Here is a 13565-nt window from a genome sequence, read left to right as displayed (position 1 = left end):
GTCACTTGCTGGTGCCGGCCGGGGCGTCCTCGCCGAGCAGCTTGCCGTCCGAGGTCTCGAACTGCCGCTTGAAGCCGTCGACGGCCTCGGCGATCGCGCCGATGGTGTCGTCGGACATCTTGGCGCCCTCGCGGATGCTGGTCAGCAGGTCCTTCTTCTCCCGGTGCAGGTGGTCCAGGAGCTCCCGCTCGAAGCGGCGGACGTCCTCGACCGGGACGTCATCCATCTTGCCGTTGGTGCCGGCCCAGATGGAGATGACCTGGTCCTCGGTGGCGTACGGGGCGTACTGACCCTGCTTGAGCAGCTCGGTCATGCGCTTACCGCGCTCCAGCTGCGCCTTGGAGGCCGCGTCCAGGTCGGAACCGAAGGCGGCGAACGCCTCCAGCTCGCGGTACTGGGCGAGGTCCACACGCAGTCGGCCGGAGACCTGCCGCATGGCCTTGTGCTGGGCGGAGCCACCGACACGGGAGACGGAGATACCGACGTTCAGCGCCGGGCGCTGGCCCGCGTTGAACAGGTCGGACTCCAGGAAGCACTGGCCGTCGGTGATGGAGATGACGTTGGTCGGAATGAACGCCGACACGTCGTTCGCCTTGGTCTCGACGATCGGCAGACCGGTCATCGAGCCGGCACCCATCTCGTCGGAGAGCTTGGCGCAGCGCTCCAGCAGACGCGAGTGCAGGTAGAAGACGTCGCCCGGGTAGGCCTCACGGCCCGGCGGACGGCGCAGCAGCAGGGACACGGCGCGGTAGGCGTCGGCCTGCTTCGAGAGGTCGTCGAAGATGATCAGGACGTGCTTGCCCTGGTACATCCAGTGCTGGCCGATGGCCGAGCCGGTGTAGGGCGCCAGGTACTTGAAGCCCGCCGGGTCGGACGCCGGGGCGGCGACGATGGTGGTGTACTCCAGGGCGCCGGCCTCCTCCAGCGCGCCGCGCACGGACGCGATGGTGGAGCCCTTCTGGCCGATGGCGACGTAGATGCAGCGGACCTGCTTCTTCGGGTCGCCGGTGCGCCAGTTGTCGCGCTGGTTGATGATCGTGTCGACGGCCAGGGCGGTCTTGCCGGTCTGGCGGTCACCAATGATCAGCTGACGCTGGCCACGGCCGATCGGCACCATGGAGTCGACGGCCTTGTAGCCGGTCTCCATGGGCTCGTGGACCGACTTACGGACCATGACGCCCGGAGCCTGAAGCTCCAGGGCGCGGCGGTCCTCGGACTCGATCTCGCCGAGGCCGTCGATCGGGTTGCCCAGCGGGTCGACGACGCGGCCGAGGTAGCCCTCGCCCACGGCGACCGAGAGCACCTCACCGGTGCGCTGCACCGGCTGGCCCTCCTCGATGCCGCTGAACTCGCCGAGGACGACCGCACCGATCTCGCGCTCTTCCAGGTTCAGCGCAAGACCGAGGGTGCCGTCCTCGAACTTCAGCAGTTCGTTCGCCATCGCCGAGGGAAGGCCCTCGACATGCGCGATGCCGTCTCCGGCATCGCTGACCGTGCCGACCTCCTCGCGCGAGGCCGCGTCCGGCTTGTACGCCTGGACGAAGTTCTCCAGCGCGTCCCGGATCTCCTCCGGCCGGATCGTGAGCTCCGCCATCTGGGTTCCCTGCTCTCCTTGTTGGGCCCGAAGTTACTTGCGGGTGTCTGGGGGGCTGTCCCCCAGGGGGTTTCCGCTTACGGCCCAACTCGGGCCGCCGTCGTGCTTGTGCTGGTCCCCGGGGCCTCTTCCGGACCGCAGCCGGACCTCTCGGTCCGGCCGGCTGGTCCGGCGCCTGACCGCCGGTTGTGCAGCTCTTGAGTTGGTGGCTGGGTCAGCCGGCCATCCGCCGGGCCGCCTCGTCGAGGCGCTCCGCGATGGTCCCGTTGATGACCTCGTCGCCGATCCGGACCTGCACTCCGCCGAGGACCTCGGGGTCCACGTCGAGGTTCAGGTGGATCTGCCGTCCGTACAGCTGCGCCAGGGAAGCGCCCAGGCGCTGCCGCTGCCCTTCGCTGAGGGGCACCGAGGAGGTGACCACCGCGACCATCCGGTCCCGGCGGCTCGCCGCCAGCTTGGAGAGGGCATCGAGCCCCGCCTCCAGGCTACGACCCCGCGGCTGTACGACAAGGCGGATCACGACGCGCTCGGTGACCGGGTTCGCCCGGCCGCCCAGCAGCGTGTGCAACAGCTCCGTCTTCGCCGCGACCGTCGCGTTCCGGTCGGTCAGCGCACGCCGCAGCTCGCCGTTGGAGCTGACGATCCGGCCGAACCGGAACAGCTCGTCCTCGACGTCGTCGAGCTGGCCGGCCCGCTGCGCGGCGACGAGGTCGGCGCTGTAGGCCAGCTCCTCGAGCGCGTCCGTGAGGTCGCGCGAGCGCGACCAGCGGGACCGGACCATGCCGCGCACCAGGTCGACGGCCGGGCCGCCGACCTGGCTGCCCAGCAGCCGCCCGGCCAGTTCGGCCCGCGCCTCGCCGGGCTGCGCCGGGTCGGTCAGAACCCGACGCAGCGACACCTCGCGGTCGAGCAGAGCGGTGACGGCAGCCAGCTCCTCGGCGAGCTTCGCCGCGTCGACGGAGGTGTCGTCCGTCAGCGCGTCGAAACGCTCGCGTGTGGAGGCGAGTGCCTCGCGGCTCGCTCCGTTCATCGGCCGGCCTCAGCCTTCGTCGAGCCCGCGGCCGCCTTGCCCTCGACCTCGTCGAGGAAGCGGTCGATGGTCCGGCTCTGCCGGGCGTGCTCCTCGAGGGACTCGCCGACGATCTTGCCGGCCAGGTCGACGGCGAGCGTGCCGACGTCCCGGCGCAGCGCCTGAGCGGCCTGCTTACGGTCCGCCTCGATCTGGGCGTGACCGGCAGCGATGATCTCCTCGCGCTGCCGCTGACCCTCGGCGCGCATCTCAGCAATGAGAGTCGCGCCCTGCTCCTGCGCCTCCTGGCGCAGTCGCGCGGCCTCGTGGCGGGCGTCGGCCAGCTGCGCGCGGTAGTCCGCGAGCACCTGCTGGGCCTCGGCCTGAGTCGCCTCGGCGTCCTCCATCCGGCCTTCGATCAGCTTCCGACGCTCGTCCAGAACCTTGTTGATGTTCGGGAGGAGCTTCTTGGCCAGGAAACCGAAAACGATGAAGAAAGCGATCAGGCCGATGACCAGCTCTGGAATCGGCGGGATCAGGGGGTTCTCAGGAACCTCCGCCGCCATGTTGAAGCCCAGGGCGTTCACATCAATGCCTTCCGTCTGTCGGTGATTGCAGCAGTCCGTCAGGCCTTGAAGAGGAAGCCCATGACGATGCCGATCAGGGCGAGCGCCTCACAGAAGGCGAAGCCCATGATCTGGTTGGTGCGGATCAGGCCGGCAGCCTCGGGCTGACGGGCGAGGGCCTGGGTGCCGTTACCGAAGATGATGCCGACGCCGACGCCGGGGCCGATCGCGGCGAGGCCGTAACCGATCGAGCCGAGGTTGCCGGTGACGCCGGCGGCGAGGTTGACAGTCTCGAGAGCAGCGGACATGCCGTTACTTCCTTCTCTTTCACGGACCGGTGGGGGTTGGCCACCGGGCGTCTATAGGGGCTGGGGAAACAGGGGCTCAGTGGTGCTCGGCGAGCGCGCCCTGGAGGTAGTTCGCGGTCAGGAGCACGAAGACGTACGCCTGCACGGCCTGGATGAACAGCTCGAACGCGGTCAGCAGGATGGTCATGATGAACGAGGCGCCGGCGTAGACCACGCCGAATCCGTTCAGCAGGTACCAGGTGGCGATCGTGAACATCAGCAGCAGGAGGTGACCGGCGAACATGTTCGCGAAGAGCCGGACCGCGTGGGTGAAGGGCCGGATGATCAGGTTCGAGAGGAGCTCGATGACGATCAGCATCGGCAGGACCGCGCCGAGCGACTTGTCGTAGCCGCTGAAGTTCTTCAGCGCGCCGACGAAGCCGTGCCTCTTGAAGGTCAGGGTGACCCACGTGATGTAGACGATCGCGGCGAGACCGGCGGGGAACGCGATGATCGAGGTCACCGGGAACTGGGCGATCGGCACGATCGACCACAGATTCATGATCCAGACGAAGAAGAACAGCGAGACCATGAAGGGGACGTACTTCTCGCCCTCCTTCTTGCCGAGCGCGTCGTAGACAATCCCGCGGCGCACGAAGTCATAACCCGCTTCGCCGATCATCTGCAGCTTGCCCGGGACCACCTTGGCCTTGCCGAACGCCGCCCAGAAGAACCACACGACCACGACGGTGCTGAGCAGCGCCAGCAGCATGACCTTGTTGAACTCGAAGCCGTTGATGGTGAACAGCGGCTGGAAGACGAACGAATGAAGCCCGGGAGCAGGGAAGCCGCACCCGGAAAAGATGTGGCAGTCGGTCTCGAAGGCGAGCATCGTTTCAGCACTCACCGCGAGCTCCTTCAGCGTGGCGCATGGGTACGGCAACCTCGTTGTGTCGGCGCGGCGTTGAGCCACGGAGCGGCACTGGACTGGTCTTACGGATTAGGGGGCGGCTGGCGGGCACTGGGCCCGGCCACATCACAGGCATCGGCCGCGAGAACCGCCCGTTCCATCGAGTGGAACCGGGGAGTTCAGCCGCCTGCGCCAACTGTGCCGCAGTTGGCACCGGACGATAGCAGGCCCGCAAGAGGGCATTTATCCCGGCCCTACGTGTCACGTCGGCGACCCCGCCGTCTCCGCCTTCTTCGTCTCGGCGGAGTCGGGGTCCACGTACAGAATCTTCGCCTTCATATGACCGCGGGTCTGTGCCGCGATCCATACGAGGGTGGCGCCGAGCAAGGTGAACGCAAATGCCTTGGTGTCGAAAAACGTTGTGTCCTTGAACGCGATCAGGAAGACCGCCACGAAGAGGATCTGCACCGTGTACAGCAGCAGTCCCATCATCTGGAACAGCTGCGGGTGGTTCTTCGCGGTCTTCTGCAGGACCACCAGACCTGCACCCATGACGAGCAGCACCAGCACGGTGCCGACGACAGCGCCGATCGCTCCTGTCGCGCCGGCGACCACAGCGCTCACGGCAACGGCGATGGCGCCGATGGCGAGCGTGGGCACAATGGCGTGCAGAAGTAGTCGGGCGTCATTCGACTGCATGGCGGCGCTCCGGCAAAAGGTGGGGGTTATGTCGTCAGGGACGAGCGTAGACCCGGCCTGAGGCGGAACCTGAGGCAGAAGAAGCGTCGCACTACGCTCCCTCGGCTCTGTCGCCGGGTTTCGTGAACGGTATCACAAACTATTTGATGAGGTCTTTACCTGGTTCGTGTGGACCCTGTCACACCTGAGCGTGAACGTGCGCGTTGGTGCACTGACGGCCAGCTTTTTGTCTGGTATGGGGTCAACCGACCCGATTCGTGTCCCGCGTTCGGGCGATCGAGACGGCGGATCAGCGGTGACTGCCCGCCCTCCGGTGTTCCACGAAGCGTGAGCGGTCGCCGATCGCGGTGGCCCCGTTGATGCCCGCCGGGACCGGTTCGCGCTCCTCCTCCGGCTCGGCAGGGCTCTCGCCGTCCGTCTCCGCGGCCGGTGCCGTCGCATGGGCGACCCGGCGGTAGCGCGGCGGCACCATCCACTCCGCCCAGCGCGGCGTGCGCGGCGTGAAGCGCGGCATCAGGAGCAGCACCAGCCCCACCGCGCTCAGCAGCACGATGCCCAGCACGATCCACATGCTGGCGTTGTTCACCGAGTACGCGACCGCGCCGAACGCGATCAGGGCCGACCAGAAGTACATGATCAGCACGGCCCGGCTGTGCGAGTGCCCGATCTCCAGCAGCCGGTGGTGCAGATGCCCGCGGTCGGCCGCGAACGGCGACTGGCCCTGCCACGTACGCCGCACGATCGCCAGGACCAGGTCGGCGACCGGCACCGCGATGACCGTCAGCGGCAGCAGCAGCGGGATGTAGACGGGCACCATCGCGTGGGTCGCCTCACGCAGACCGCCCGCCTTCACGTTGAGCAGGTCCGGGTCCACCTGGCCGGTCACCGAGACCGCGCCCGCGGCCATCACCAGACCGATCAGCATCGAGCCCGAGTCGCCCATGAAGATCCGCGCCGGGTGCATGTTGTGCGGCAGGAAGCCCAGGCACATGCCCATCAGAACGACCGAGAACAGCGTGGCCGGCGCGGCCGCTTCGATGCCGTAGCCGAACCACATCCGGTACGCGTACATGAAGAACGCCGCGGCGGCGATGCACACCATGCCGGAGGCGAGGCCGTCCAGGCCGTCGACGAAGTTCACCGCGTTGATGGTGATCACGACGAGGGCGACGGTCAGCAGGGTGCCCTGCATGGGGGTCAGCGAGACCGTGCCGACGCCGGGGATCGGGATCCAGAGGATCGTCAGGCCCTGAAGGACCATCACGCCCGCGGCGATCATCTGGCCGCCGAGCTTGACCAGCGCGTCCACGCCCCACTTGTCGTCCAGGACGCCGAGGATCCAGATCAGGGCGGCACCGGACAGCAGCGCCCTGGGCTCGTTGGAGTTCTCGAAGACGCTCTTGAGGTTGGTCAGATGCGAGGCGACCAGCAGACCGGCGCACAGCCCGCCGAACATCGCGATACCGCCGAGCCGTGGCGTCGGCTCGCGGTGCACATCACGCGCGCGGATCTCCGGCATCGCACCGGCCGCGATGGCGAACTTCCGCACCGGGCCGGTCAGCAGGTAGGTCACCGCGGCCGTGACGCACAGCGTCAGCAGGTATTCACGCACGGGCTGCCCCATTGGTATAGCTGGCCATCACAGCCCCACACCCTATGCGTGTCTGCCCCCTGGCCGTGAATACAGGAGTAGACGCCTCGTGTCAGCGGGTGGTTCCCGCCATCATCCGTGATCGGGATAAGGCGGAAAGCCGCGGACCAAAGCGACGGCCCGGGAGCGGGTCGTGCTGTCCTCCTCCAGCGCCGCCACGATCAGCTCGGCGACCGCCTTCATCTCGGCCTCGCCCATCCCCTGCGTCGTCACCGCGGCGGTGCCCAGCCGGACGCCGGTCCGGCGGGCCGCGAGGTCGTCGGGGGTCTCGGCGCACGGCAGTGCGCAGGTGTCCAGCACGATCCCGGCGGCGGCCAGCCGGCCCCGCGCAGTGCGTGCGTCCAGGCCGAGCGGGGCGGTATCTGCGGTGATCAGATGGGTGTCGGTGCCGCCGGTGGTGATCGTCAGTCCGTGTCCGGCCAGTGCCCCGGCGAGCGTGCGGGCATTGGCGACGACCTGGTGCGCGTACGCGCCGAAGGCGGGCGTGGCGGCCTCCCCGAAGGCGACGGCCTTGGCCGCGACGGCGTTCATCTGGGCACCGCCCTGGGTGAAGGGGAACACCGCCCGGTCGATGCGCTCGGCCAGCTTCGCGCCGCACAGGATCAGCCCGCCGCGCGGCCCGCGCAGCACCTTGTGTGTGGTTCCGCACACCACATGGGCGTACGGGACGGGGCTGGGCGCCGCTCCCCCGGCGATCAGGCCGAGCGGGTGCGCGACATCCGCGATCAGATAGGCGCCGGTCTCGTCGGCGATGTCGCGGAAGGCGGCGTAGTCGATGTGCCGGGGATAGGAGATCGAGCCACAGACGATGGCCTTGGGCCGGCGAGCGCGGGCCAGCTCGCGGATCGCGTCGTAGTCCAGCAGCCCGGTCTGCTCGTCGACCCCGTAGCCGACGAAGTCGAACCAGCGGCCGGAGAAGTTGGCGGGCGATCCGTGGGTGAGGTGTCCGCCATGCGGGAGGGACATGGCCAGGACGGTGTCACCGGGGCGCAGCAGGGCGGCGTAGGCGGCCAGAACGGCCGAAGACCCGGAGTGTGCCTGGACGTTGGCGTGTTCGGCGCCGAACAGGGCCTTGGCGCGTTCCACCGCGATCCGCTCGGCGAGGTCGACGATCTCGCAGCCGCCGTGGTGCCGGGCGCCCGGATAGCCCTCGGCGTATTTGTTGCCCAGCAGGGAGCCGAGGGCGGCGAGGACGGCCGGTGAGGTGAAGTTCTCCGCGGCGATCAGCTGGAGCCCGTCGCTCTGCCGGGTGCTCTCACCGAACAGCACGCCGGCGATCTCGGGGTCCTGGCGCAGCAGGGCGTCGAAGTCCGGGGCACCGGCCGGCCGGGTGACGGCGTCACGGGCGGCGGCCCGTGCGGGGTCCGCCGCGCTCTCAGCGGGCCCGGCCGGCCCGGCGCCCGGCGCGGGCTCTGCGGCCCGGGAAGGGGCGGCCGGGGTCTCGTTACGGGGTGACGCGGTGGTGGCAGGCATCGCTTGCTCCGGGCCTCGTACGGGGACGTAGTCCCAATGTAGGCGCGGCGGGGCGATCGGGCGCGGTGTGCGGGCCGACAGGGTCCACACCCCCGTACAGAGGCCCTCAGGGGGCCTGCCTCCCCCGGTCTCCGGGAGACAGGCCTCAGGCTCGCGCCGGGACCCCCGTGAGGGCGGTGACGACCGGGTCGAGCGCCTGGTTGATCTCGTCGCCGATGGAGCGGAAGAAGGTGATGGGGGCCCCGTAGGGGTCGTAGACCTCGTCGGACTCCGGGTTGGGCGCCAGCAGCCAGCCGCGCAGCGCGGCGGCGGCGCCGACCAGCGCGCGGGCGCGCTCGACCAGCCCGCCGTCCGGCCGGTCCGGGTCGGGCTCGGGCAGCGTGGCGGGGTCTATGGCCCGCACCAGCCGGTTGAACTCCTTGAGCGTGAACGTGCGCAGCCCCGCGGAGTGGCCCATCGAGATGACCTGGGCGCGGTGGTCACGGGTGGCGGTGAGCACCAGGTCGGCGCGGATGACGTGCTCGTCGAGCAGCTCACGGCCGAGGAAGCCGGCCGGGTCGGCGCCGTAGTCGGTGAGCACCGTCGCGGCGTGGGTCTCCATCGGGGCGCCCTCATGGCCCCAGGTGCCGGCGCTCTCCACGAGCAGCCCGCCGCTGCGGGCCTCGCCCAGGCGCAGTTCCAGGGCATGGCGGTGCAGCCGCTCGGTGATCGGCGAGCGGCAGACGTTGCCGGTGCTGACGTGGAGAATCCGAAAAGGGGGTGAGGGGGGTACAGGGGGGTGGGTGCCTGGTCCCGCTATGCCACGCCCCAGGGGCGCCATCAATTGGCCACCTCGAGCTCGGGTACCACCTTGCGCAGCTCCTCCGCGGTGATCGCGCCTTCGCGCAGCAGCACCGGGGTCCTGCCGGTGACATCGACGATCGAGGAGGGCACGGCGGCGGGCGTGGGGCCGCCGTCGAGGTAGACGGAGACAGAGTCGCCCAGCATTTCCTGTGCGGCGTCGCAGTCCTGCGGGGACGGGTGGCCGGTGAGGTTGGCGCTGGAGACCGCCATCGGGCCGAAGTCGGTGAGCAGCTCGATCGCGACGGGGTGCAGCGGCATCCGCACCGCGACCGTGCCACGGGTCTCGCCCAGGTCCCAGGTCAGCGACGGCTGGTGCTTGGCGACGAGGGTGAGCGCACCGGGCCAGAAGGCGTCGACCAGCTCCCAGGCCTGCTCGGAGAAGTCGGTGACCAGGCCGTGCAGGGTGTTGGGGGACCCGACGAGGACCGGGGAGGGCATACCGCGGCCGCGGCCCTTGGCCTCCAGCAGGTCGCCGACCGCCTCGGCGCTGAAGGCGTCCGCGCCGATGCCGTAGACGGTGTCGGTCGGCAGCACGACCAGCTCACCGCGGCGGACGGCCGAGGCGGCCTCGCGCAGACCGGTGGTGCGGTCGGTCGCGTCGCTGCAGTCGTATCGCCGTGCCATTACGGGACCTCCTCGTGCGAAACGAATACTTCGGATGCATCGGCTGCATCAGGCGCCGAAGCGGGACGCGTCATGGCGTCGCCCGGCGCGCGGTGGCGAAACGGGGCCTGTTGTTGAGGTCCGGGTGGTCGGCCGCATCGGCCCAGCCCCGCTCCTCGGTGAAGATCCACGGCACCTGCCCGCCCTGGGTGTCGGCATGCTCGATGACGACCACACCGCCGGGGCGCAGCAGGCGGTGTGCGGTCCGCTCGATGCCCCGGATCGTGTCCAGGCCGTCCTGACCCGAGAACAGCGCGAGCTCGGGGTCGTGGTCGCGGGCCTCGGGTGCGACGTACTCCCACTCGGTCAGCGGGATGTACGGCGGGTTGGAGACGACCAGGTCGACCTGCCCGTCCAGTTCGGGAAGCGCGGTCAGCGCGTCGCCGTGATGGAGAACGACACGGGACCCCTCGACGTTCTTGCGGGCGTAGTCAAGGGCTTCTTCGGACAGCTCCACGGCGTGCACCCGCGAGCGGGGCACCTCCTGCGCCAGGGCGAGGGCGATGGCCCCCGAGCCGGTGCACAGGTCGACGATCAGCGGCTCGACGACGTCCATGGCCCGTACGGCGTCTATCGCCCAGCCGACCACCGACTCGGTCTCCGGGCGGGGCACGAACACCCCTGGCCCGACGGCGAGTTCGAGGTAGCGGAAGAACGCCCGGCCGGTGATGTGCTGGAGCGGCTCGCGCGCCTCGCGGCGGGCGACGGCCTCCCAGTAGCGGGCGTCGAAGTCCGCGTCCTTGACGTGGTGCAGCTCACCCCGTTTGACGCCGTGCACGAACGAGGCGAGTTCCTCGGCGTCGAAGCGCGGCGAGGGCACACCGGCGTCGGCCAGCCGCTGGGTGGCCTGGGCCACCTCGGCGAGCAGAAGGTTCACGGGGCCTTCCTCCTAGTGCGCTGCGTCTTCATTGGTGCGGGTCCGCCGTCGGTCGGCCGGGGTCCGGGGGCTGTCCCCGGGAAGTGCGGTCCCGGTCCGGTACGTACCGGACCGTGCGGGCTTACTGGGCGGCGGCGAGCTTGGCGGCCGAGTCGGCATCGACACACGCCTGGATGACCGGGTCGAGTTCGCCGTCGAGCACCTGGTCCAAGTTGTACGCCTTGAAGCCGACCCGGTGGTCCGAGATGCGGTTTTCCGGGAAGTTGTACGTACGGATGCGCTCGGAGCGGTCAACCGTGCGAACCTGGCTGCGCCGGGCGTCCGACGCCTCCCGCTCGGCCTCTTCCTGCGCGGCGGCCAGCAGCCGGGAGCGCAGGATGCGCATTGCCTGCTCCTTGTTCTGGAGCTGGCTCTTCTCGTTCTGGCAGGAGACGACGATGCCGGTGGGCAGGTGCGTGATGCGCACCGCGGAGTCGGTGGTGTTGACGGACTGGCCGCCGGGCCCGGAGGAGCGGTAGACGTCGATCCGCAGGTCGTTGGGGCCGATCTCGACCTCGACCTCCTCGGCCTCGGGCGTGACCAGCACGCCGGCCGCGGAGGTGTGGATCCGGCCCTGCGATTCGGTGGCGGGCACGCGCTGTACGCGGTGCACTCCGCCTTCGTACTTCAGCCGCGCCCAGACGCCCTGTCCCGGCTCGGTGGCACCGTTCCCGCCCTTGGTCTTCACGGCGACCTGGACGTCCTTGTAGCCGCCGAGGTCGGACTCGTTGGCCTCCAGGATCTCGGTCTTCCAGCCGGCCCGCTCGGCATAGCGCAGATACATCCGCAGCAGGTCGCCGGCGAACAGCGCGGACTCCTCGCCGCCCTCGCCGGCCTTGACCTCGAGGATGACGTCCTTGTCGTCGCTGGGGTCCCGCGGGACGAGCAGCAGCCGCAGCTTTTCGGTCAGTTCCTCGCGCCGGGCGTCGAACACCTTGACCTCGTCGGCGAAGTCCGGGTCGTCCGCGGCGAATTCGCGCGCGGTCTCCATGTCCTCGCCGGTCTGCTTCCAGTCGCGGTACGTCGCGATGATCGGGGTCAGTTCGGCGTAGCGCTTGTTGAGCCGCATGGCCTCGCGCTGGTCGGCGTGGACCGCGGGGTCGGCCAGCCGCTTCTCGAGATCGGCGTGCTCGCCGATCAGTTCCTCGACCGCCTCGAACATCGTGGGGTTCCTCTACTGGCTGCTGTGGTGACCCGGGTACCGGGGCGCTGGCACATCTGCGGCTGCGCCGCGGGGCCCCGGCCCCGAACGGGAGCCAAGGGCCCGGACGACAAAACGCCGGTCCGGTCACCCCTGGGCAGGGGCAACCGGAGACCGGCGCCTTGCGGGTCGCTACTTCTTGGCGGCGGCAGCGCCCTTGCCGAAGCGGGCCTCGAAGCGGGCCACGCGGCCGCCCGTGTCCATGATCTTCTGCTTGCCGGTGTAGAACGGGTGGCACTCGGAGCAGACGTCGGCGCGGATGTTTCCGCCGGCGACCGTGCTACGGGTGGTGAAGGACGCGCCACAGGTGCAGCTGACCTGGGTCTCGACGTACTCCGGGTGGATGTCGCGCTTCAAGGGATTCTCCTAGGTTCGGGAGTGCACCGGGTCGTGTCGCGGATTGCGTCACGTGAACCGGGGCCGACGGTCCAGTCTGCCAGGACTAGGCGTATCTCCCAAAACCGGGGTGGGGCCGCAACTATTCCCGGCCGGTTCCGGGGCCGCCGGACCCCGGAACCCTGCCGTCCGGCTACTTCACGTATTTGTCCGTGCCGCCCTGGTCACCGGCCGAGCCCTTGATCGCGGACTTGGGGATCTCCTTGTCCTGGCGCAGCGCGTCCCAGACCTGCTCGCTCTTCTTCTCCAGCGGCACCACACGGTCCGGGTTGGCCGGGTCGTACGTCACCGGCAGCGTCACCATGTCGATGTTCTCCGATCCGATGCCGCCCAGGCTCTTGGCCAGGCCGGCCAGCTCGCTGACCGAGTTGAGGTCGGTGTCGGTGGTGATGGCCTTGGTGGCCGTATCGGCGATGTCGTAGAGCTTGGTGGGGTTGGTGAGCACCCCGACGTTCTTGACCTGGTTCATCAGGGCCTTGATGAACGCCTGCTGCAACTGGATGCGGCCCAGGTCGCTGCCGTCGCCGCCGGGCACGCCGTGCCGGGTCCGTACGAGGCCGAGCGACTGCTCGCCGTTGAGGTTGTGCTTGCCGGGCTGGAGATGCAGATGGCTGTGGTCGTCGTCGATCGCCTTGCTGGTGGTGATGTCCACCCCGCCCAGTGCGTCGATGAGCTTCTTGAAGCCGGTGAAGTCGACCTCGAGGAAGTGGTCCATACGGACATCGCTGATCGACTCGACGGTCTTGACCGCGCAGGCAGGCCCGCCGACCTCGAACGCCGTGTTGAACATCGCCCGCTGCGCTCCGGGGACGTCCTTGCCGTCCTTGGTGCAGTCGGGGCGCTTGATCATGGTGTCCCGGGGGACGCTGACCACGCTGGCCTTCTTATGGCCCTTGTACACGTGCACGATCATCGCCGTATCGGACCGCGCAGCGCCCTCGTCCTTGCCGTACTCCCCGTTCTTGCCGGCGCGGGAGTCGGACCCCATCACGAGGATGTTCATCGAGCCGTCGTCGACGTTCTTCGGCCGGTCGTGCCCCAGGGCGGCGTTGATGTCGACGCCCTTCAGATTGCCGTTGAGCTTGAAGTAGACGTAGCCGAGTCCGGCCCCACCCAGCAGTACGACGCTGGTCAGCGTGCACAGGGTGATGGTCAGCGCTCGGCGGCGTCGGGTCGGGCCCTTGCGCCGGCGGCCCGTGGCACGTATGCCGCGGGCACGGCTTTCGGCCGTCTTCGCGGTCCCGTTGCTGTCCGCCATCTGCTCCTCAGTCCTCGTTCGCTCGGCTGCCCCTCGCCGCCGCCGTGCCGTGCTGTGCGCCGCCACGGCCCGTTGCTCCTTGTCAGACGGGAGGCCGAC

At 69.4% G+C, this 13565-nt stretch carries 14 protein-coding genes; all 14 read right to left on the bottom strand.

Annotated features, from left to right (window positions below):
• Position 1: 1 nt before the first annotated feature.
• The 14 genes from atpA to IF67_RS0103315 all read right to left on the bottom strand — a co-directional run bounded on the left by atpA (position 2) and on the right by IF67_RS0103315 (position 13466).
• Positions 2-1594: a F0F1 ATP synthase subunit alpha gene (gene atpA / locus IF67_RS0103380; RefSeq protein WP_030981907.1), complete on the bottom strand. Its 1593-nt coding sequence runs from the start codon at positions 1592-1594 to the stop codon at positions 2-4.
• 214 nt (positions 1595-1808) lie between these two features.
• Complete coding sequence (locus IF67_RS0103375; protein WP_030981905.1) at positions 1809-2624, bottom strand: F0F1 ATP synthase subunit delta; 816 nt, start codon at positions 2622-2624, stop codon at positions 1809-1811.
• Positions 2621-3190, bottom strand: coding sequence for a F0F1 ATP synthase subunit B (locus IF67_RS0103370; protein ID WP_030081257.1), 570 nt, complete (start codon positions 3188-3190; stop codon positions 2621-2623). The genes IF67_RS0103375 and IF67_RS0103370 overlap by 4 nt, the downstream gene beginning before the upstream one ends.
• Positions 3191-3228: 38 nt before the next feature.
• Positions 3229-3477, bottom strand: a complete 249-nt coding sequence (gene atpE, locus IF67_RS0103365) for an ATP synthase F0 subunit C (protein ID WP_018087389.1) — start codon at positions 3475-3477, stop codon at positions 3229-3231.
• A gap of 76 nt (positions 3478-3553) precedes the next feature.
• Positions 3554-4348 (bottom strand): F0F1 ATP synthase subunit A, encoded by a 795-nt coding sequence (atpB, locus tag IF67_RS0103360; protein WP_030981903.1) that lies wholly within the window; start codon positions 4346-4348, stop codon positions 3554-3556.
• A 279-nt stretch (positions 4349-4627) separates the two neighbouring features.
• Positions 4628-5065, bottom strand: a complete 438-nt coding sequence (locus IF67_RS0103355) for a hypothetical protein (protein WP_030981901.1) — start codon at positions 5063-5065, stop codon at positions 4628-4630.
• Between the two features lie 289 nt (positions 5066-5354).
• A complete protein-coding gene (locus IF67_RS0103350) occupies positions 5355-6689 on the bottom strand; it encodes an MraY family glycosyltransferase (protein WP_030981898.1) in 1335 nt (444 codons plus the stop codon).
• Positions 6690-6788: 99 nt separating this feature from the next.
• Entirely contained in the window at positions 6789-8189 is a 1401-nt protein-coding gene (glyA, locus tag IF67_RS0103345) for a serine hydroxymethyltransferase (protein ID WP_030981896.1), read from the bottom strand.
• 145 nt (positions 8190-8334) lie between these two features.
• A complete protein-coding gene (locus tag IF67_RS0103340; protein WP_420708591.1) occupies positions 8335-9012 on the bottom strand; it encodes a protein-tyrosine-phosphatase in 678 nt (225 codons plus the stop codon).
• Positions 9009-9656 (bottom strand): L-threonylcarbamoyladenylate synthase, encoded by a 648-nt coding sequence (locus tag IF67_RS0103335; RefSeq protein ID WP_030981892.1) that lies wholly within the window; start codon positions 9654-9656, stop codon positions 9009-9011. Before IF67_RS0103335 ends, IF67_RS0103340 begins: the two co-directional genes overlap by 4 nt.
• A gap of 70 nt (positions 9657-9726) precedes the next feature.
• Positions 9727-10572 carry a peptide chain release factor N(5)-glutamine methyltransferase gene (gene prmC / locus IF67_RS0103330; RefSeq protein ID WP_030081245.1) on the bottom strand — a complete coding sequence of 282 codons (846 nt, stop codon included), beginning with the start codon at positions 10570-10572 and terminating at the stop codon, positions 9727-9729.
• A 121-nt stretch (positions 10573-10693) separates the two neighbouring features.
• Complete coding sequence (gene prfA / locus IF67_RS0103325) at positions 10694-11773, bottom strand: peptide chain release factor 1 (protein ID WP_030981890.1); 1080 nt, start codon at positions 11771-11773, stop codon at positions 10694-10696.
• A gap of 171 nt (positions 11774-11944) precedes the next feature.
• Positions 11945-12169: a 50S ribosomal protein L31 gene (rpmE, locus tag IF67_RS0103320; protein ID WP_030081241.1), complete on the bottom strand. Its 225-nt coding sequence runs from the start codon at positions 12167-12169 to the stop codon at positions 11945-11947.
• Positions 12170-12341: 172 nt separating this feature from the next.
• Positions 12342-13466 carry an LCP family protein gene (locus tag IF67_RS0103315; RefSeq protein WP_030981888.1) on the bottom strand — a complete coding sequence of 375 codons (1125 nt, stop codon included), beginning with the start codon at positions 13464-13466 and terminating at the stop codon, positions 12342-12344.
• Positions 13467-13565: the final 99 nt, after the last annotated feature.

This window comes from Streptomyces sp. NRRL S-1813 (genome assembly GCF_000719605.1).
Classification (GTDB): Bacteria; Actinomycetota; Actinomycetes; order Streptomycetales; family Streptomycetaceae; genus Streptomyces; species Streptomyces decoyicus.
The sequence above is the reverse complement of the archived record's forward strand: the minus strand, read 5'-3'. Positions and strand labels throughout refer to the sequence as shown.

Bases quoted from the DNA above. Each gene is read 5' to 3' on its own strand.
- atpA (WP_030981907.1), bottom strand. From the start codon at position 1,594: ATGGCGGAGCTCACGATCCGGCCGGAGGAGATCCGGGACGCGCTGGAG.
- IF67_RS0103375 (WP_030981905.1), bottom strand. From the start codon at position 2,624: ATGAACGGAGCGAGCCGCGAGGCACTCGCCTCCACACGCGAGCGTTTC.
- atpE (WP_018087389.1), bottom strand. From the start codon at position 3,477: ATGTCCGCTGCTCTCGAGACTGTCAACCTCGCCGCCGGCGTCACCGGC.
- atpB (WP_030981903.1), bottom strand. From the start codon at position 4,348: ATGCTCGCCTTCGAGACCGACTGCCACATCTTTTCCGGGTGCGGCTTC.
- IF67_RS0103355 (WP_030981901.1), bottom strand. From the start codon at position 5,065: ATGCAGTCGAATGACGCCCGACTACTTCTGCACGCCATTGTGCCCACG.
- IF67_RS0103350 (WP_030981898.1), bottom strand. From the start codon at position 6,689: ATGGGGCAGCCCGTGCGTGAATACCTGCTGACGCTGTGCGTCACGGCC.
- glyA (WP_030981896.1), bottom strand. From the start codon at position 8,189: ATGCCTGCCACCACCGCGTCACCCCGTAACGAGACCCCGGCCGCCCCT.
- IF67_RS0103335 (WP_030981892.1), bottom strand. From the start codon at position 9,656: ATGGCACGGCGATACGACTGCAGCGACGCGACCGACCGCACCACCGGT.
- prfA (WP_030981890.1), bottom strand. From the start codon at position 11,773: ATGTTCGAGGCGGTCGAGGAACTGATCGGCGAGCACGCCGATCTCGAG.
- IF67_RS0103315 (WP_030981888.1), bottom strand. From the start codon at position 13,466: ATGGCGGACAGCAACGGGACCGCGAAGACGGCCGAAAGCCGTGCCCGC.